This is a genomic window from Candidatus Omnitrophota bacterium (assembly GCA_016209275.1).
Lineage (GTDB): Bacteria > Omnitrophota > Gorgyraeia > Aquiviventales > Aquiviventaceae > JACQWM01.
Window position 1 is genome coordinate 19,786 of sequence record JACQWM010000030.1, and the last position, 19,802, is coordinate 39,587.

Consider the following 19,802-nt stretch of genomic DNA (forward strand, 5'->3'; position numbering starts at 1 on the left):
CATGTTGGAACGGCGCTAGGAATTCTGGGGCGTGGCGCTCATGTCAAACGCGTGCCACACCGCGAGCATGAGATTGAGCTCCGCCAGGAGCATCCAGCGAAGGGGGATGGCGGTCGCCAGCCCGATCAGAAGATTGGCGGCAGCCCACATGCCGTACGCCAGTCCGAGGATCGCCAACGGCTTGCGGATCGACGGCACGGGGATCTTCCCGCCCAGCATCGCGCACGCGCTCGCCAAGCCCAAACCCACCGCGCCCTGAACCAGCATGGCCAGGGGGATCCGCCAGCACGTCACGAGATCCAGCGCGATCAGCGGCGCGCACCATCGCAGGAGTTTCTGAGGAGTCATCGCCGGATGCCGAATCAGCTGATCCATGGCGAAGATGCCGGGTAGTGTGACGCCGATCGCGCCGGTGAGGCGGACGAATGGGGCGCTCCACCGTCCCATCGGAGGAGCGACCGGATCGGGGAGTCCGAGCATGAGGTATCGGATGATCAACAGACACCCGGCGGCGACAAGCAACAGCTTCAGCCAGAGGGGGGAGAGCCGACGGAACGAGGTGATGGGCAGCAAGACAACGCCGCTGGCGAGTCCCACCAAATAGATGTCGGCCGGGTTCAACAGTGGCGTCTTTCGCTATCCTCGGATCGGAGACGGCGTGCGCGCGGTCGCCAGCGCATAGCCGCCGAAGAACGCGGCCGAGTAGAGCGCATCGCCGATGGCCATCGCGCGGAAGAAGGGAATGCCCGCCACGTAACACTGCCAGAGCCCGGCCGCACTCATCGGGTAGAGCTCGCCTTGAAGCCACACGCCGAAATTCGTGATGAGAAAAAAGAGGCATGACCCGGCGAGCGTCCCGGTGGCGATGCGCGCGATGGTCGGCGATGGCCGCACCCACCATGCCAGCGCGCCGGTCAGCGCGAAGGCGCCCCAGGTAAAGGGAATCGTGTTGTGCCAGCCGAGCCACATGTCGCTGATGATCACGGCGGCGAGGGGAATGACGAGGCTCCAGCGTCGGGAGAGATACGTGCCGCTAAAGAGCGCCAGGGTCGTGATCGGTGTGGCGTTCCACGGATGCGGCACGAGCCGCGCGATGATGCCCAGAAGAATGAACCCAAGTGCGAGGCCTGATGTGGCCTGCAGTCGTTCACGTGTGGACATGACAGCTCCTTTACGGTCTCGTCTTGCCAGTTGACAGCTATCCTATTATAATACCTTTACGCGCGCGGCTCAACGGGCTTCCCGGTCCCGAGGGTTCGCGAGGAACACATGGCGCATGGCCTATCAACCGGGAATCGCTGTCCTCGTAAGCCTCATCGCTGTCTGGTACGCCGCGCCGTCATTGTGCGCCGAACCGCCTGCCTCCTCCGATGATCGGCAGCGCGTGATCGAAGAAACCCTCAACAGCCTCACCGCCTCTTCCGCCAGCCCGCCGCCGTTTGCTCCGACACCCCATATGCGGGACCTCATGATGGAGGAGGCGATGCGGCAGGCCCCCCCGCACCGCACGGGTGCGGGGCAGGCTCAGCCGCACGTCGCTGCGCCGCCAACAACGCCACGGTCAGTTGCCGCACAGCCGCCTCCTCCGTCGACCACGCCGTCGGTTGTCTCAGCAACGAAGAAGAGCTGGTCGATGTCCGGCTATGTGAAGACGCTGAATCTGTGGACGCGGGCCACCGGCAACAATCCTGACGTCGCCGACAATCCGTTGGCGGCCACGGAAGGCGGTGAAGATCTGTTGGCCAGTGTCAATCGCACGCGACTCAAGTTCCGCTGGCGTCCTGAGGATTTCTTCACGGCAGCGGTGGATTATGATCAAGAAGTTTGGCTCGGCAGTTTTGCCGGCCGGGGCGACGCCAAGCTGCTGCGGCGGCACGCCGAGCAGCGGCAATTTTTAGATCTGAGCCAGACGTTTGTCGATGACGGCGGCGCGTTCTACGAACACTCGCTGCATCGGGCGTACGCGTCCTTGCGCTCCGAGATGGTCAATGTCGACATCGGCCGGCAGCAAATTCCTTGGGGTGTGGGGCGGTTTGCCACGCCGACCGACGTCTTTAACCCCTTCGACACCACCCGGATCGAGCTGGAGGAGCGCGACGGGGTGGATGCGGTCAATACCCGCTTCATGTTTCCTCAGGTCGGGGAGCTGAACGTCGTCTACACCCCTCGAGGGGAGCGGCTGCATCCCAATCGATGGATGGTTCGAGGCTCCAAAGATATCCTTGGCTACGAGGCCGGGCTGCTGGGCGGCCGCGTGGGACGCGCCGGAGCCCTCGGAGGAGACCTCGCCGGCAATATCCGGCAAGCGGCGCTGCGGGGCGAGTTCTTGTTTGAAAACCCGGCCGGCGAAAAGCATTTCTTCCAGTACACGCTGAATACCGACTACAACTTTTCCAACGGGATCTACGCCTTGCTCGAGTACCATTATAACGGCCGCGGGAAAACCGACGCCAAGGCCTACGAGCTGGCTCGCGCCCTGCGCGGGGATCTCCAATTGCTGGCTCGGCACTACCTTGGGCTTGAGCTGGGGTACGACGTCACACCGCTCATCCGGATTGAGAACCGCTCCCTCGTGAATCTCACCGACGGCAGCTTCCTCAGCCGGTTTGAGCTGAAAGATTCGCTGAAAGACAACCTCGTGCTGAAAGTGGTCGCCGACACCGTATGGGGCAGCACGACGGATGAGTTTGGCGCCAAAGAGAGTCTCTATTTTCTTGAGCTGCAGTACTTTTTTTAAGCTCCCCTGATCAGGTATACTTCAAAGGTATGCGGTCTCAACAACGCTTATCAACCGTTACGCAGGGCTAAGCAGGCGGCGCGTCATGAGTCGTTATGGAGCCATAGGTCTGATCGTGGGTCTGGCCGTCGTCATGGCGGCAGCGTCGAGCGCCGAGGACGCCGCGCCCATCAACGCCACCGAGTGGATCACCCGCGCCGATTCGCATTTGCGCGGCGACGCCAATCAGATGGACGCGAGCCTCGACGTTGTGACGCCGAAATGGGAGCGGACCTATCAATTGCGTTCTTGGATGTTGGGGACTGACAAGACGTTTGTCCGGGTGCTCGATCCCCCCAAGGCCAAAGGGCAAGGGTTTCTGAAGCTTGCGTCCCGTCTCTGGCAGTACCTTCCGGCGGCGGAGAGAACCGTGCTGATCCCCCCCTCGCTCATGCTCGAAGATTTTCTGGGCAGCGATTTTAGCAATGATGACTTTGTGAAGCAAAGCTACCTCCCGAGAGATTATACGCATCAATTCATCGGGCAGGAATCGGTTGACGGCGCTCCCGCCTATCTGATTGAGTTGACGCCGAAACCCGATGCCCCGGTCGTGTATGGCAAATTACGCGCCTGGCTGCGTACGACGGATGCGGCGTTTGTGAAACTCGAATTTTATAACGAGAAACTGGTGCACATACGGACACTCACCTACACCAACTTTCAACCCCTGAATGATCGCGACTACCCCATGACGTGGCACATGGTCAACCACCTCGAGGCCGGGCATGAGACCACGGTCACGGTGCGCTCCGCGCAGTTCAATCTCCCCGTGGCCGAGGCGATCTTTACGCGGGAATACCTTGAGCGCAGCGAATGAAACTGCCGACGGATATTTTTCTGAAAATGGCGTTCGTCAACATCTGGCGCAACGCCCGCCGTTCCCTCATTACGATCCTGGCGATTGAGGTGGGGCTCGGCGGCCTGATTTTTTTGTGGGGCTATAAGGATGGAGCCGCCGCCGGCATGTTGGAAAACGCCACCAGCCTCTTTACCGGGCACGTCCAAGTTCATGCGCTCGGGTTTGACAAGACGATGTCTCCGGGACTGACCATCACCGATCCGGTCCGGCTCATCCAGGACATTCAAGGGCACCCGGAGGTGATCGGCATTGCGCGTCGCGTGAAATGCGGGGTGATGATCGGCACGAGCGAGCACTCCAAAGGCGCCATGCTGCTGGGGATCGATCCGCAGCAAGAAGTCAATGTGACACGGGTCAAAAGCCTGATCACGCGAGGCGTGTTTCTTTCTGATGGCGCCAAGAAAGAGATTCTTCTCGGCGATCGATTGGCCGAGAAGCTCAATGTGGCCGTCGGGGATAAAGTGGTCGTGATGGTGCACTCGGTCGATGGGCTCCTCACAGGGTTTGCCTACCACGTCACAGGGATCTTTCACGCCGGCACGAGAATCCTGGATGAAGAAGTCGTGTACGCAGATATCGCCTCGGCCCAAGAGCTCTTAGGTATTGGCTCCGATGTGTCGGAGATTGTCGTGCGGCTCAACGATCTGAGGGCGATGTCGTCGTTTCTTCCCTTCGTGAATCACGCCGTCGATACCGCCAAGTATGAAGTGCTCACGTGGGATCAAGCCGAGCCTGAGGCCAAATCGCTGGCGGATTGGGGGGAGGGGATCGTGCGCGTGATCGTCGTGGCCATGACGATCGTGATCGCCATCGGCATCATGAATACGGTGATCATGTCGGTGCTGGAGCGGACCAAGGAGTTTGGCGTCATGCTGGCTATCGGGGTGAAGCCCCGACAGCTCATTCGTCTCGTGCTGTTGGAGTCGTTTCTCCTCCAATGCGTGGGGATCGGGGTGGGCGTCTTCTTCGGCTACAGCCTGGTGACCTACTTTGGGTACGTGGGGATTCCCCTCTGGTATGCCGCGGACACGTTTTCGGCGGGGTATGTCAGTCCGGTGATTTACACGCGCGTCTATCCAGAGCACGTGGTCTTGTCGGTGCTGATCCTGATCGTGGTGACGTCAGTCGTCTCGCTCTATCCCGCGGTGAGGGCCGGGCGGCTGAATCCCGTCGCCGCGATTTATCGCTCATGAGCGCATTGCTTGAACTTCGCCATCTCTGGAAGATTGTGAAGGACGGGCTTGAAGAGATCGCCATCCTCAAGGATGTGTCCTGCGCCATCCACCGCGGCGAATGCGTCACGCTGACCGGCCCGTCGGGATCCGGCAAGACCACCCTGTTGACCCTGCTGGGGTGTCTTGATATCCCCTCGAAAGGGAGCGTGACGATTGATGGCCGCAATACCGCCATGTTATCCCGCGTCCAGTTGGCGGATCAACGACTCCACGGGATCGGCTTCGTGTTTCAGGATTACAACCTGATTCCGACCCTCACCGCCCTTGAGAACGTGGAATACGTCCTGTGGGTCCAGGGCAAATCCAGCCGGGAGCAGCGGATCGAAGCCACCCGCGTGCTGACCCGCGTCGGTCTTGGCGACTTCCTCCATCGGCGGCCCAACCGGCTCAGCCGGGGCCAGCAGCAGCGTGTGGCGGTCTCGCGAGCCATCGTGCACCGCCCCCAGCTGATTTTGGGCGATGAAGTCACCGCCAACCTCGACCGCGCGACGGGGATGTCGCTGATGGATTTTTTGAAACAACTTAATCGAGAAGACGGGATCACGTTTGTGTACGCCACGCACGATCCGGCGATGATGGGACGGGCCGAGCGCGTGCTGCACCTGCTCGACGGCAAGCTGGTGCGGGACTCCGGCTACATCCCGCACGACCGGCGCGCCTATGGCCTGCTGAAAGATCCGGCGGCTCCGACGACGCCTCCCGCGACGGATCAACCCTAACGCCCGTCCTGCGCTTGTTTTGCCGCTCCCTCATCAGGCATACTTCTTAGTAGAACAGCTCTCGAGAAATGGCAAACTCACGGTAACGTGAGGGCGCAAAGCTACGGGTCCTCTGAGTGGATCGCCGGGCTGCCGACAGAGCGCAGCTCGACGCATGAGGATTGCCGGGCTACCGAAAGAGCGGTAGTCCGGCATGTGTCTTTTCAGGGGCCTCATGCGACAAGCGATCCTGGCACTCATCGGCAGTCTGCTGGCGGCGACGGTGTTAACCGCAAGCCTCCTCGAAGCCGAGTCTCCTGCAGCCGATCCGTCGGTCCAACAGGCCGGCGGCGGCGTGCTCTCCCCGCCGGTGGTGGGCCCGCCCGTGATCGTCAGCGCCGATCCTCCAGGCACGACGTATCCTTCCCAAAAACGCGTGTTTGCCGATCCTCAAACCGGTCAAACCGTCTGGCGTCTGACGAGCGACGGAGCGGCGAAGGGGATTGCCCATCGGCTCTCAGGGATTGGGGCTGGGCGCGGCGTGTTTTCCCCGGACTCCACGGCCATCGTCTATGCGGCGTTCGGCCAACCGACGCTCAGGCCGGATGGGGTGTATCTGATGGAGCTGGCCTCCGGCGCGGAGACCTTTTTGGCTCCCGCCCCGCCGTATGCCGCCCCGGTGTTTGCGAACGATGGCTCCGGCGAGGTCTACTATTTCGCTAACACCGGCCAGATTCGCGCCGTCAATACGGCGACGTTCGCCAGCCGGCTGATCCTCGCCGTGGCCGATGCGCAAGCCGTCTCAGTCATCGGCGTCAACGCGGATGGCCGGCGCCTGCTGGCGACGATCAAGCGCGGCGGGGATTGGCACGTGGTGGTCGTCACACCCGCAGGCGAGCTGCATCCGCAATGGACGATCGGCGTCTCCGTCTCCGCCGATGATCAAGCCTCATGGAGCCCGACGGATCCCGCGCTCATCTGCGCCGTGCGCACCGGAGCGTGGGAGGATCAGCACATCCAGCGCATCGATACGCTTGAGGTCTTGAGCCCGTGCGTGACATCCTACGGGTCATGGCATCCCAACGGCCGCTGGTTTTTTTCGCCAACCCGCCTGACCGAGATCGCTACAGGGGCTGAGGTGACTCCCGGAGCGAATGAGCCGGGGGTCCCGATCGACATCAATCCTGCGGAAGCCTCGCTCGACGTGAACGCGCATGTGGTGCATGAGGGTTCACCGGCCGCTCGCGCCTACACCGGCCCGCGCCTCTATGTGCCCAGCCTGCAGGATATGATCGCGGCGGCTCGAGGCGGCGATGGCCTCGTGCCCTCGGCGTTTGCGGCGTCGCATTACCACGCCGCCGAGGCGGACGGCCTGCCGCTGTCAGCCCGCTGGTCGCCGGATGGGCAGCGCATCGTGTGGCAAAGCAATATCAGCGATCTGCGCGACGGGGCACCCCCGGGCGGCACCCATGGGGTGGATCTCTTCGTCCTTCCCGTGACACTCAACACTCCGGTGCTGCATGTCGAGCCGACGCAACTCGCCTTCAGCACCATGCAGGGAGCTGGGGCTGTGGACACGCAAAGCCTGCTGGTGACCAACACCGGAGGCGGGAGTTTTAGCACGGTGACGGCCACGGATGATGCCGCGTGGTTGACGGTCGAGCGTCTTGCGCTGCCCGGCGGCGGTGGTGGTGATGCGCGGACGTATGTGGCCCGCATCGATCAGCGAAATCTGATGCCAGGCGCCTATACGGCGACGATCACGGTGACGGCGGCCGGCGCGTTGGGCAGTCCCTTGAAGATCCCGGTGACGCTCACGATCGCCGCGGCAGCGCCGCTCCTGAGAGTCGCGCCCGTCTCGCTTGCGTTTTCAGCGGTGATCGCTTCGCCGGAGCCGCCAGCGCAACAGATCACGGTCAGCAATAGCGGCGGCGGCGCCATGCCGTTTCAGGTCGGCGATGACGCGGATTGGCTGATGGCGCTGCCGGGTTCAGGGCTCAATCACGCGACGCTGGTCGTCAATATCAATCATCTGAATCTGCAGCCGGGGACGTATCAGGGTGTCATCACCGTGACGGCGCCGGCAGCCGCCAACAGCCCGGCGGCGATTCCTGTGACGCTGACGGTGAGGAGCCCCGCACCTGTCCTCCAGGTGCATCCTGCGAGCCTGCAGTTTAGCGCTATCCAAGGCGCAGGCGCCGCCGCCTCCCAGCCGCTGACTGTGAGCAACACCGCCCATGAGCCGATGGCCTGGAGCATCGCCGATGATGCGCTCTGGCTGTCGGTGTCGCCTGCCTCCGGCGCTGCCGATGCCCAAGTGGCGGTCAGTGTCTCGGGGTTTAATCTTCCCGTCGGGACGTTCTCCGCGACGATCACGGTCACGGCTCCAGCAGCGGTGGGCAGCCCGTTGGCGATTCCGGTCAACTTTCGAGTCGAGGCCGCAACAGATCTGACTCCGCCAACCATCTTCCTGGTGGCCCCGGAGCGAGAGACCATCATCTACGGTGGAAGCCCAGCGACCCTGACGGTTGAGGCGCGCGATCAAGTCGGAGTTGCCGGGGTGCAGTTTTATGTTGACGGGGCTCCTGTGGGTCCAGAGGTGATGCGCGGCGAGCAGCATCGTTTTTCCATCATGTGGCAGACGGCCGGTGCGGTCGAAGGATCGCACGTGGTCACGGCCGTCGCGCGCGATGCGGCGAACAATCGGCAGGCGACGGTGCTGGGCGTGCCGGTGACGGTGCGGCATCAGCCGGTGGCCACGCTGTCCATCTCACCGGCTTCCTTGTCGTTTACGATGGAGCTTGGGCTCCCGGAGCCTGCGACGCAAGCGCTTCAGGTGGCGGTGGTGGGTGCCGAGCCTTCTCGATGGCACCTCTCCGACCATCTCGGAGACTGGATGTCGCTCTCACCAATGGATGGCATACGACAGACCGCTGTTGCCGTGGATGTGATCCGAGCCAGCGGCCGCGCTCCCGGGACCTATGCCGGCTCTGTCACATTCACGCTTGCCGGCCCGATCATTCCCCAGGTCGCCTACGAGGTGCCGATGACGCTCACCGTGGCTCCTCCAACGCCGCAGCCAGGACCCCCGTCCAAGGATACGGCGCCTCCGACCATCCCGAGGCTCGTTCGCGCGATCGCGCTTGAGGCGGGCATGAAGGTCTCGTGGGAAGCGTCGCGGGATGATGGCGCCGTCGCCGGCTACCGCGTCAAGAAAAACCATGCGCCGCTCACAACGACCCAGGCGACGGAATATCTCGACCCTGAGGTGATCACGGATGCCGTGTATCGCTATCAGGTGGCTGCCATTGATGCGGCAGGGAACCAGTCAGATTTTTCGCTGCCGGAGGAAGCCAGATATCATCTCGACCTTTCAGGCTCCGGCGATTTTGACCTGCGCCAATTCGATCAGGCGGAACAGCGGGATCGATCCGTGCAGCAGCGGGGGGAAGACGAGCCGGTGATCACCACGACAAGCGATCAGAGCGCGCCGCCATCAGATCGACCCCAGCCGCAACGCGCCCCGCAGCCGACGACGACGCAACAGCCCCACCTCCTCGGCGGATCGACCGTCAGCTCCATCCGCGCAACGGGCCAGCCCGTCAGCGTGGCGATGGCGTTCTCCGCGTCCGCTGGCCGTCCTGCGGGGCAGGGCGATACGGCGGCAAGCGCCTTACGGCCGCAGGCGGCAGGAGCAGCGGCTTCGGCGAGCGAGCACGAGCCGGCACTTGCGGCTCCGGCGGCTGTCCCGGGTGCCCCGAGCGCGAGGGTCAAACAACCCGTGCTCAGTGTCAGCCCAACACGACTCGTTTTTGTCGCTGACCCGGCGACTCCGGCGGCCCCGCGCCAAATCAGTATCAGCCTCATTGGCCGTGGAAAGGGAACGTGGAATCTTCGCAGCGATGCCGCATGGCTGCGCCTACATCCGTCATCGGGCGGCGTCAGCGGTTCGGTTGAAGTCCGTGCGGAGTCCGCTGGCGTATCGCCGGGCGTCTATGAGGGCGCCCTCACCGTTGAAGCGCCCGGCGCTCGTGGCAGCCCCCAGACGATTGCCGTCACACTGATCATCGCAGCCGCTGCGGCTGAGCCGTTGCCCTCATCGTTGGATGTGACGCTTCATGATCCGGCTGAGGGGGCGACCGTCAGCGGACAGATCCCCATCGTCGTGACCCTCCAGCAGGCCATCGGATCTTCAGCCACGGCGGTCCTGGCGATCGATGAGCAGGACCTCATGACGACGACGATCAGCGCGGATGGCGGCACGATCGTGTGGGATGCCAGCGAGATGGCGCCCGGCCCCCATCGCCTGACGGTTACCGTGACCGATGAGGCCGGCCGGTCAGCGGCCATCACACGGCCCATCACGATCGAGGCGCCGGCGACGGTCCCGCCCCGCACCCCGCAGCGCCGTGCCAGCCTCTCGTAACGGCGAAAATCAGCGCGCGCCCTGGTGAACATCCTCGCAAATATGGTATGCTTATCAGGATAGAGCGATGAGGTGTCGAATGGGCGAGACGCTGATCGTGGATCGGCAGCGCAAGACGCTGTTAATCGTCGATGACGAGCCGAAGATTTGCGAGATGCTCTCCCGGTTTTTCAGCTCCCGAGGATTTCGCATCGTGACGGCGACCTCCGGCCAGCGAGCCATCGAAATACTGACCCACGAGCCGCCGGATTATCTGCTCTTGGATATCCGCATGCCCGATGTGTCCGGCCTGGACGTCTTGAAAATGGCGAAGTCCTACTGCCCGAACGTGAAGGTCGTGATGGTGACCGCCATCGATGACCAGGAAGTGGCCGACACCGCGTTTCGGCTGGGCGCGACCGACTACATCACCAAACCGTTTGAGTTGGATGAAACCTCATGGGCCCGCGCGTTTTTCGCGGACGATACCCCCGCACCGCCTCCGGTCGAACCGTGGTAACGGCTGCCATCGGTTGAAACGAGGAGTGTCCTGGTGAAGTCCGACGGTGGTACTCCCTCCCCCCCGCTGCGCCGCAAAGTGCTGCTCGGTGAATTGCTGGTGTCCCGCGGCCTGCTGACCGGCGAGCAGCTTTCCGCGGCACTTGCCAAGCAGGCCGAGACCGGCGATTACCTCGGCGCCATTCTCATCCGCATGGGGGTGGTCACCGAGGCCCAATTCATGCAAGTGCTCGCCGACCAATTGGGCATCGCCTTCATCCCGCTGGCGGCCACACCCATCCACCCCGAGGTCCTGGCGAAAGTGCCGGCCAAGGTGGCGACGCGGTATCAGCTCATCCCCGTGAAGCTCTCCAACAACGTCCTGTCGATTGCGATCGCCGATCCCTTTGATGTGCAAGCGCTGGATGAGCTGCGGCTGCTGTTGAACTGCAGCGTGACACCGCTGCTCGCCAGCCCGCGCGACATCCAGGAAGCGATCCATCGCCATTACGGCGTCGGCGCTTCGGCGGTCGAGCGGCTGCTGGATCGCGGCGGCCACGAGGCCACCGAGCGCACGCGCGTCACCGAGGATCTCACCGCCGCCTCGGAAGAGGCCTCCGTCATCTCCTTCGTCAATCAGCTCATCCTCTCGGCGGTGAACGACCGCGCCACCGACATCCATATCGAGCCCTTCGATCAGGCCCTGCGCATCCGCCAGCGGGTCGATGGCGTCATGTATGACATGCCCATCCCGGCCGATGTCGGCAAGCTCCATCAGGCCATCGTCTCCCGCATCAAAGTCATGGCGCAGCTGGATATCGCGGAGCGCCGTCTGCCGCAGGATGGGCGCATCAAGGTGCGCCTGGAGGAGCAAGAATTGGATCTGCGGATTTCCGTGCTGCCGACGAATTTCGGCGAAACGGTGGAGGTGAGGATCCTCTCCAACCAGATGCTCTTCAGCCTCAAGGAGCTTGGCCTGACGGATGAGCAGCTCGATCGGCTGCTCCAGCTCATTCAACGGCCGCACGGCATCATCTTTGTCACGGGGCCGACCGGCTCAGGAAAAAGCACGACCCTGTATGCCTGCCTCTCGAAGCTGAATGCGCCCAACGTGAAAATCCTGACGATTGAAGATCCGATCGAGTACCAGCTCACCGGGATCACCCAATTGCAAGTGCACCCGAAGATCGGCTTTACGTTCGCGCAAGGCTTGCGGTCGATGCTGCGCCATGATCCGGACATCATGATGGTGGGGGAAGTCCGCGATCCGGAGACCGCGGAAATCACCATCCGCAGCGCCTTGACGGGCCACCTGGTGTTTTCCACGCTGCACACCAACGACGCGGCCGGCGGGGTGACGCGGCTGCTCGACATGGGGGTGGAGCCGTACCTCGTGGCGTCCTCCGTGCTGTGCTTCATCGCGCAGCGGTTGGTGCGGGTGATCTGCTCCGCCTGCGCCGAGGACCGCCGGCCACCCCCCGGCCTGCGAGAAGAGTTCGGGGTCAGCGATGTTCCGGACACGCTGCGCTATGGCCGCGGCTGCGCCGTCTGCAAGGGTACCGGCTATAAGGGGCGGACGGCCATTCATGAATTTTTGGTGGTGACGGAAGACATCCAGCAAGTGATTCTGAAGCGCGCCTCATCGCATGACATCGCGCGGTTGGCCCTTCGCGGCGGCATGCGCCCCTTGCGGCAAGACGGCTGGGATAAAATCGTGCAGCGCGTGACGACCCCCGAAGAAGTCCTCCGCGTGACCTGATCGACTACCGTGGCCAAGTGGCCCAGTGGCCAAGTGAGTGTGCGGCCACCTGGCCACCCGGATAGGGTGACTGCAGAACGCTAACGGCAGCTCAGGGCGCGCTGCCGCAGGAGCAGAGCGAAGAGCGCTAAGCCCATCCACGGCAGGACCATAAAGACCAAGTACAGGTACGCCTCACCATGCCAGGCGCGCAGTCCCAGCAGCCGCCACGTACTCAACTTCATCAACACGCTTCCTCCGACCACCAAACTTCCAGCCATAAGGATGAGCGGGTCGCGAAGTTGTCTGCGGCGATCATGCCAGAGAGAGGCTAAGGCGACGCCAATCGGCACGACGAGCATCATATAGGTGGCGAGGAAGCAGCTGGGTGAGAAGATCGTCATGATGATCGTCAGAAGGGCGCTGTCATGCAGCACCCGTTGCGGGGAGACGTGATCGCGGGTTGCGGGCCCGCTGACCCAGAAGAACGCGATGCTCCCCAACACGAGGAGCACCCAGGGGAGCGCTGGTCGGGACAGCGACACGATATTTAATCCATACCCATCTGCCGTCAGGTACCTTCCCAAGAGGGCCAACACGGATTGGTTGCCGATCATAAACGCGTACGCCTGGCCGTTGCGGAACAACGCGCGTGCCCACGCCACCGGCAGCTCCCAGAAGGCGGTGGGGGCCAGCACGAGACTGCTCAAGAGAACCGCGAGGCTCATGACAAGCAGCGTCCGGACCGCAATCTTCGCGTGATGTTTCAGCGCCAGATAGGGCAGGAAGATGGCGGCTGGCAGCTTCAAGAGAATGGCAGCCGCCAGCAGACACGCCGTCGGCCAGGAACGTTTGGTGGCCAGCCCATACAGAAATCCGGTGACCAACAGGCCCCAGAGCAGATTGGATTGCCCGTTGCCCAATTCTTCCGCCAGCGGACGGACGAGCAAGAGCACCGTGACCACCGCAGTCAACGGATGCACCGAAAGCCCGCATGTGCGGCACAGCCGCATCAATAGTGCTAGGGTAAGGAGCAAGCAGCACACCTCCACCGCAATCCACAGCACCGCGGCGGCATGCTCCGGAAGCCAGCTGAATGGCAGAAACACGAACGCCCAGGGCGGGGCGTACTTGAAAATCATCATCTCGGTGACTGTCGGATCGTAAAGATGGACACCCTGGCCCGTCATCATGCGTTGCCCGATCGCGCGATAGACGTTAAAATCCATCAGAAACGGCGGGGACTTGATGTCATGAATCGGATAGCGAATCAGCAGGATCAGCCCCAGCAGGATGAAGGCCAAGCGCTCGACCGCTCTCGCCGTGGAGCCGGCGGCTGGTTTCAGTGTATGCGGCATGATCCGCAGCATTCTAACATACTCTCGAAGCCTTCATGACGACGTCATTCTTGAAAAACGTTCCGCAAGGGCGTTGACACTTGGAGCTTGGGATTTGGAATTTGGTGCTTACCTCTGTTATACTCTGACGGAGATGCCACGCTTTGCCTATCGGGCGAAAGACCACACCCTGCGCATCGTGGAGGGCACGCTCGAGGCTGAGTCTGAAACATCCGCCATCAGCCATCTTGGCCGCGACGGTATGTTTCCGATCTCCGTCGTAGAAGTCCGCGGTATTGGTCGAAGCGGGCCGGTCCCGGAGGCCCTTCGGCGCGTGTCCGCGCGCACGCTCGCCTATGTCACCCACCAGCTCGCCGATCTCCTCGGAGGGGGATTGCCGCTGCTCTCCGCCCTCACCGTTCTGGCCAGGCAAATCGAGCAGCCGGGCTTAGCCCGCGTGATTGAATCGGTCGCCAACGGGGTCCGCGACGGCCGGACCTTCAGCGAAGCGCTCGCGGACTACCCCTCGGTGTTTCCGCCGCTGTATCGCAGCATGGTGAAAGCCGGGGAGACCGGCGGCGGTCTTGAGCGCACCCTGGTGAGGCTCGCCGAGCTGGCTGAGCAAGAAGCCGAGATGCGCAGCCGCATCATCAGCGCGTCATTCTACCCGTTATTTATTTTGTGTTTTGCGATGGCGTCGACCATCTTCCTGATGGTGTATGTGATTCCAAAACTCTCCCTGGTCTTCGTCGAATCAGGACAAGTCTTGCCGCTGCCGACCCAGCTGCTCCTTTGGATCAGCCATCTGCTGATCCGCTGGGGGTGGCTCATGCTGCTGCTCGCGGGTTTGAGCATCTGGAGCTTTCGCCAATGGCGTCACAGCCCGGGCGGTCGGGCGATCATCGACCGGACGGTCATGAGGATTCCCGCCATCGGGTCGTTGGTGAGGAAAATCGAGACGGCCCGGCTCGCACGGACCCTCGGCGTGATGCTTGGGCAGGGCGTGCCGGTGCTCCAAGCGCTGCAGGTGGTGACCGCGAACCTCAGCAACGTCAGCTTGCGAGCCGCCGGGGAAGAGATGGGCCGGACCGTGCGGGATGGCTCCAGCCTCGCCGCCGCCGTGACGCGCACGCGCCAGTTTCCGGTGTTTGTCAGCAACATGGTGGCGGTGGGCGAGGAGTCAGGCACGGTGGACGCCGCCCTGATGAAAGTCGCCTCCACGTATGAGCGGGATGTGGAGCGGACGTTCAAAGCCCTGACGACCGTCTTAGAGCCGGTGCTATTGCTGGTGGTGGGCGGCATTGTCATGTTCGTGGTCTTGTCCCTCTTGTTGCCGGTTTTTCAAATCGGGTTGGTGATGCAATGATTCCACAAAGGAAAAGCGCATTCACGTTGGTGGAGATTATTATTGTGGTGATCATTATCACGATGCTGGCGGCGGCGGTCGTCCCGCGGCTCGTCGGGCGCACCGAACAGGCCCGCACGGCGCGCGCCAAATCCGACCTCCAGGCGATCGGTGTGGCCCTGGATCTCTACGAGCTGGACACCGGCCAGTATCCCAGCTCGCTGGAAGAGCTCATCGCGCGGGAAGCTCCCTCGCAGCTGTCCACCGAGGCCAGAGAACGCTGGCATGGGCCGTATCTGAAGCGGGGGTTGCCCAAAGATCCTTGGAGCCAGGCGTATGTGTATAAAAAGGATTCCCAGCATAACCAGGATTATGACCTCTATTCCCTGGGGGCCGACGGCCAGCCGGGCAAGGACGACGTGAACAACTGGGAGTGAGGCGCGGTTTTACGCTGATCGAGATTGTCTTGGTCGCGGTGGTGCTCGTGATCTTACTCGCGGCGACGATACCGAATTTTCAGGGGACGGCCAGGCGATTACACCTCGAACAGATCGCAACACAGCTCGCCCAGCAATTGCGCTACGCGCGCGAGCATGCGGTGGCGGCGGGGAATATCACCGTCTGGGCCTGGGATGCTCAGGAGATGACCAGCCGCCTGTATGCGCTCATGATCGATTCAGACCAGCAGGCCACTGTCGAACCTCTCACCGATCGCATGCTTCGTTTCCCGCCGCTTGACCATGAGATTGAGGTTCACCTCAGCCGTGAGGCTGACGGACTCGCCTGTCCTGAACAGGCTCCGGGCTGCTCGGAGTGCGCGTGTCTTCAGTTTCATCCTGATGGCACGGTCCAAAACGGCTCGACGGTTCCTGCGTATCTTCACATCACACAGGATGGACTGGCCTACACCATTCAGATTGATGCGTCCACCGGTTCCATCGCGCTCTCGTCAGGGTCTACTGCTCGTTGAGGCCATTCTTTCGGCGGTTGTCATCGCCGTCGGATTAGTGTTTATCACTCGCGCACTCGGCAGCCAGCTGACCGCCATGCATCGCGTGGAATCGTACGAAACCCTCGCCGCCCTCGCCCGAAGCCGGCTGGCCCAGCTCGAGGCCGAGCAGCTCTCAGCGCCTCCAGAGCAGCCGTTGCGCGGGGATCGCGCGGGGACGATCGGAGACGCCTACGCGTGGGACGTGACGGCGATTCACCGTGAGGACGTTAGTGAAATTCGCTTGAAGGTGTGGAGCCCTCAGGAGCAAGCCGCTCAGCGATTGACGCTCAAGGCGATCTGGCCCTCCTGGTGGGTGCCGGAGAATTGGTATACAGCTCAATGACGAACATCCAAGGTCGAAGGTCGAAGGTCGAAGGTCGAAGGGTGGTCTGCTTCCACCTTTGTCATGGATTTACGTTTGTTGAGTTATTGCTTGCGGCGACGATGATCGCCGTGATGTTCGTCGGCCTCTCGGCGCATCTCAGGGGAGGGCTCATGGTGTGGGATCGCGCGACGGCGACGGCGGAGCGGTTGCAGCGTCAACGCCTGGCCTTCGACCGCATGGAGCGCGATTTGGCGAATGCAGTGGTGTATGATGAGCAAGCCGGCTCCTATGGCAGCGACCCAGGCCAACTGCCGTCGCCGGTGTTTGAGGAGCAGACCCTGAAGTTTCTCACTCGGATCACGCGGGGCGGCGGGCCATGGCGTTTGGTGCGAGTGACCTATGCGTGTGAGACCCGCGAGCAGCAATCAGGCCTCTGGCGAACCGGCCAGGCATTAGCGCAGGCGCGCGCGCAGCAGCCGACGCCCTCGCCGGAGCTGCTGCTCGCTATTGATGACTGCGCGACGTTTTCCCTCCAGTATGCGTACACCTTCCCTGAGGGACAGCAGCCGCGCTTGGACTGGAAACGACACTGGCCTGAACCTCTCGATGATCCGGCTCGTCTGACACAGCTGCCGCGGCTCATCAACGTGTCGGCGACCATCGCCGGGCAACGGTTGGAACGCACCATCATGATTCCTCATGGATTCCTCAAACCAGCTCAACAGACGAACCCATGACGAAGGTCGAAGGGTCGTTATTGGTGATCACACTCTGGTTGGTCACGATCCTCTCGGTGCTGGCCATCGCGATCGGCCGGTATCTCTCCGTGGAAATCCGGGTCACGAAATATCATCTCGCCCATGATCAGGCCAAGGCGATGGCGCGCAGCGGCATCTACATGGCTGCGGAGCAGCTGCGGCAAGACGCCACCCAGGAGGAGACCAAGCGCGCGGATTGGCTGGGGGAATCGTGGGCGACACCATCGTCGGTGGCTCTCGAGGGCCGCTCATCTGAAGGCCGCATCACGATTGAGATTGTTGACGCCGAACGGAAACTCAACCTGAATGCGCTTGATGCTGCGCAGCTGCAGCCGCTGGTCGGGTCGGCGGATGCCGCTGCAGCGATCGTCGCGTATCGCACGGTCCGCGAGGTGCCGGGCGAGCAGCCGCCATTTTATGCGGCCAAAGGTGCGCCGATATCCGTCATGGAAGAATTGTTGGAACTGCCCCGGATGACGCCGGACATCTTCGAGGCGCTGCAGCGCGCGGCGTTTCCATTTCCGCCATCGGTGCCGGTGAAAGTCAACATCAACACGGCGGATGAAGATGTCTTGCAAGCGGCCGGCCTGGATTCAGCGCAGATCGCCCAGCTGCGTATCCTTCGCCAGGGCAGCCATTATCTCGTCCAGATCGGCGGCATGCCTCAGACAGAGCTCGGGGATGCGCAGGTGCCGCCGTTCTTGACGGAACCGGCGTTTGCCGCCATCGCAGACCGCTTCGGGGTCGCCTCCAGCGTCTTTGCGGTGACATCGGTGGGACGCGTGGATGCGCCGCGCGTTTCGTATCATGTGGAGGCGGTCGTGCAGCGCGCCGCGGATGCCAGGATGACGATTGTGTCGTGGAAAGAATGGTAACTCGCCATGAGCTCTCGACTCGTCGTTGAAATCACGCGGTCCGCAGTGCGGGTTGCGGTGGCCTCCGGGGTTGGTTTGCGGCTGAAGGTGCAGGCGATGCGCAGCCAGCCCCTAGCACTGGAGCGCTCTCCGAGCGACGTCTTGCGCGCGCTGCTCAACGACGTGAAGCCCGCCTTCGATCAGGTGATTGCGGTGATCGCCCGCGAGCACGCGATGACCCGCGTCGTCAAATTCCCGACCGTCAGCGCGGCGGAGCTCGCCCCCATGGTGGAGCTGTATACAAAAGCGCAGTTGCCGTATCCTCGCGATCAGGCCGTGCTGGACGTGGCCGTGCTGCGTCAAGCGCAAGGGTTCAGCGAGGTGATGATCGTGGCCTGTCTGCGCGACGCGATTGATCGGCAGTGGGCCATCCTGCGCGAGGCCGGGGTGGCCCCGACCCTCATGACCCTCAGCTCCTGGGGAGTGCTGGAGTGGTCGCGGCGGGTGGGGCGGCTTCCCGCCGCCTCGGGTGCCACGCTCATCATGAATCTTGATGACACACGGACCGATCTTGTCGTCGTGGAATCAGGGCGCTTGCTTTCCAGCCGCAGCCTCGGTCAGGGCAGGGCGGACTGGCCGATGGCCGATGAGGCGATCGCCTTATTGCTGGTGGAGGCGGAGCGCAGCCAGATGGCCGTGCGGAAAGAATCGCCGTGGACCGAGGTGGGGGGCATCCTGCTCGCCGGAGCGGATGTGCCGGATCAGTGGCGCGAGGCGCTTGCGCAGCGATTCAGCGTCCCTGTGGAGATGGCGGCGGCGGATTCCTTGCTGAAGGCGCGCGCGCTGCCGACGGATTTTTCCGGCTCCGCCGTCGTCATCGCCGGAGTCGCCGGCAGCGATCCGCGGCGGCTGGCCAATCTCAGCCCGCCCCAGCTGCGCTCGCAGCTGCAGCATCGCCATCATGTCCGGCGGCTGGTGAGTGTGAGTTCGCTCACCGTCTGCGTGCTGCTCGCGGGGGCCGGGCTCTTAGCGCTGCAAGATGTCCGGCAGGGCCAACGGGTCGCGCAGTTGCAGCACTTGACGCGCGGCATGAAGCCCACGGCGAAACAGCTCCAAGAAAAACGCCGCAGGCTGCAGGTCGTCTCCGAGGTCATGAGCCATCGGCGCGAGGTGGCCGGCCTCTTGTCCAACGTGTTCCGCCAGACCGCCGGCGGCACGGTGTTGGAGCATGTGAGCTATGAGTACGGCCGCCGTGAGCTGATCGTGCGGGGGACCGCGGCGTCGAATCAAGCCGTGCTGGACTACCTGCGAGCGCTCAAAGGGGTCGAGGGCATCGGCGATGTCGAGCTGAAATATGCGACCGTACGCGCGACGCCGGCCGGAGAACGCACAGGGTTTGAGCTTGTGATCCATACGAACGCGTCCTCATGAAACTCTTTCCGAGGCTTCGCCCAAGAGAACGGCGGTTGGCCCTCGTCGGGCTGGTCATCTTCGCCTGCTGGATGCTCGTGCTTGGCGTGGTGGATCCGCTCTGGCGCCATGTCGCAGCACTTCGAACGAGCGCTGAGACAGAGCTCAACCTCGCGCGGGAGCTCAGCGCCTTGCTGGCCCAAGCGCCGGAAATCGGGCGGCAGTACGAGCAATTCGGGCGATATCTCGAAGCCGCGAGTCCCGAGGCCGACCGCAGCGCGCTCTTTTCTGCGCTGGAGACCCTCGCGCGCTCCGCAAACGTCCAGTTGAATTTAAAGCCGCTCCCCGTCAAAGAGGAAGAGCGGCTGATGCGGTTTCCCGTCGAGCTGGATCTCGAGGGTGGTTCGCACGACGTATTGGCTTTTACGGATGCGCTGCTCCGGTTGCCGCGGCTCATTGCCGTCGACCGATTGCGCATCTCCGTTGTTCCTGCCAGAGAGAGCCGGCTCCGCGCCAACCTCGTCCTGCAGCAGCTGGTCCTCAGATAAATCGATTGACAACCAGTGTCTAACG

Annotated in this window: 18 protein-coding genes and 1 riboswitch; of the genes, 15 read left to right on the forward strand and 3 right to left on the reverse strand. The window is 62.8% G+C overall.

Features of this window, described 5'->3' with window-relative positions:
• Positions 1-15 precede the first annotated feature (15 nt).
• A complete protein-coding gene (locus HY737_04645; GenBank protein ID MBI4597675.1) occupies positions 16-621 on the reverse strand; it encodes a hypothetical protein in 606 nt (201 codons plus the stop codon).
• Between the two features lie 15 nt (positions 622-636).
• On the reverse strand, positions 637-1,161 hold the full coding sequence (locus HY737_04650) for a hypothetical protein (protein MBI4597676.1): 525 nt from the start codon (positions 1,159-1,161) through the stop codon (positions 637-639).
• 115 nt (positions 1,162-1,276) lie between these two features.
• Here HY737_04650 and HY737_04655 point away from each other — a divergent pair, with 115 nt between their 5' ends.
• The 7 genes from HY737_04655 to tadA all read left to right on the forward strand — a co-directional run bounded on the left by HY737_04655 (position 1,277) and on the right by tadA (position 12,230).
• Positions 1,277-2,737: a hypothetical protein gene (locus HY737_04655; protein ID MBI4597677.1), complete on the forward strand. Its 1,461-nt coding sequence runs from the start codon at positions 1,277-1,279 to the stop codon at positions 2,735-2,737.
• An 85-nt stretch (positions 2,738-2,822) separates the two neighbouring features.
• Positions 2,823-3,593 carry an outer membrane lipoprotein-sorting protein gene (locus HY737_04660; protein ID MBI4597678.1) on the forward strand — a complete coding sequence of 257 codons (771 nt, stop codon included), beginning with the start codon at positions 2,823-2,825 and terminating at the stop codon, positions 3,591-3,593.
• Positions 3,590-4,828, forward strand: a complete 1,239-nt coding sequence (locus HY737_04665; protein ID MBI4597679.1) for an ABC transporter permease — start codon at positions 3,590-3,592, stop codon at positions 4,826-4,828. Before HY737_04660 ends, HY737_04665 begins: the two co-directional genes overlap by 4 nt.
• Entirely contained in the window at positions 4,825-5,589 is a 765-nt protein-coding gene (locus HY737_04670; GenBank protein ID MBI4597680.1) for an ABC transporter ATP-binding protein, read from the forward strand. Before HY737_04665 ends, HY737_04670 begins: the two co-directional genes overlap by 4 nt.
• A gap of 60 nt (positions 5,590-5,649) precedes the next feature.
• Positions 5,650-5,726, forward strand: a riboswitch (cyclic di-GMP riboswitch).
• Positions 5,727-5,803: 77 nt separating this feature from the next.
• The gene (locus HY737_04675) at positions 5,804-9,994 is read left to right on the forward strand and encodes a PD40 domain-containing protein (GenBank protein ID MBI4597681.1); all 4,191 of its coding nucleotides are present in this window, start codon (positions 5,804-5,806) and stop codon (positions 9,992-9,994) included.
• 67 nt (positions 9,995-10,061) lie between these two features.
• Entirely contained in the window at positions 10,062-10,493 is a 432-nt protein-coding gene (locus HY737_04680; GenBank protein ID MBI4597682.1) for a response regulator, read from the forward strand.
• A 33-nt stretch (positions 10,494-10,526) separates the two neighbouring features.
• On the forward strand, positions 10,527-12,230 hold the full coding sequence (gene tadA, locus HY737_04685; protein ID MBI4597683.1) for a Flp pilus assembly complex ATPase component TadA: 1,704 nt from the start codon (positions 10,527-10,529) through the stop codon (positions 12,228-12,230).
• Positions 12,231-12,310: 80 nt separating this feature from the next.
• Here the strand turns inward: tadA and HY737_04690 are convergent, their stop codons facing one another.
• Positions 12,311-13,567: a DUF2029 domain-containing protein gene (locus HY737_04690; protein ID MBI4597684.1), complete on the reverse strand. Its 1,257-nt coding sequence runs from the start codon at positions 13,565-13,567 to the stop codon at positions 12,311-12,313.
• 133 nt (positions 13,568-13,700) lie between these two features.
• Between HY737_04690 and HY737_04695 the strand changes: the two genes are divergently transcribed.
• From HY737_04695 to pilO, 8 genes are all read left to right on the forward strand, one after another.
• On the forward strand, positions 13,701-14,912 hold the full coding sequence (locus HY737_04695; protein MBI4597685.1) for a type II secretion system F family protein: 1,212 nt from the start codon (positions 13,701-13,703) through the stop codon (positions 14,910-14,912).
• Positions 14,909-15,328 carry a type II secretion system major pseudopilin GspG gene (gspG, locus tag HY737_04700; protein ID MBI4597686.1) on the forward strand — a complete coding sequence of 140 codons (420 nt, stop codon included), beginning with the start codon at positions 14,909-14,911 and terminating at the stop codon, positions 15,326-15,328. Before HY737_04695 ends, gspG begins: the two co-directional genes overlap by 4 nt.
• The gene (locus HY737_04705) at positions 15,325-15,861 is read left to right on the forward strand and encodes a prepilin-type N-terminal cleavage/methylation domain-containing protein (protein MBI4597687.1); all 537 of its coding nucleotides are present in this window, start codon (positions 15,325-15,327) and stop codon (positions 15,859-15,861) included. Before gspG ends, HY737_04705 begins: the two co-directional genes overlap by 4 nt.
• A 76-nt stretch (positions 15,862-15,937) precedes the next feature.
• Complete coding sequence (locus HY737_04710; GenBank protein MBI4597688.1) at positions 15,938-16,225, forward strand: hypothetical protein; 288 nt, start codon at positions 15,938-15,940, stop codon at positions 16,223-16,225.
• 101 nt (positions 16,226-16,326) lie between these two features.
• Positions 16,327-16,944 (forward strand): hypothetical protein, encoded by a 618-nt coding sequence (locus HY737_04715; protein MBI4597689.1) that lies wholly within the window; start codon positions 16,327-16,329, stop codon positions 16,942-16,944.
• Positions 16,941-17,840, forward strand: coding sequence for a general secretion pathway protein GspK (locus HY737_04720; protein MBI4597690.1), 900 nt, complete (start codon positions 16,941-16,943; stop codon positions 17,838-17,840). Before HY737_04715 ends, HY737_04720 begins: the two co-directional genes overlap by 4 nt.
• Positions 17,841-17,846: 6 nt before the next feature.
• A complete protein-coding gene (gene pilM, locus HY737_04725) occupies positions 17,847-19,250 on the forward strand; it encodes a pilus assembly protein PilM (protein MBI4597691.1) in 1,404 nt (467 codons plus the stop codon).
• Positions 19,247-19,777 carry a type 4a pilus biogenesis protein PilO gene (pilO, locus tag HY737_04730; protein MBI4597692.1) on the forward strand — a complete coding sequence of 177 codons (531 nt, stop codon included), beginning with the start codon at positions 19,247-19,249 and terminating at the stop codon, positions 19,775-19,777. Before pilM ends, pilO begins: the two co-directional genes overlap by 4 nt.
• Positions 19,778-19,802: the final 25 nt, after the last annotated feature.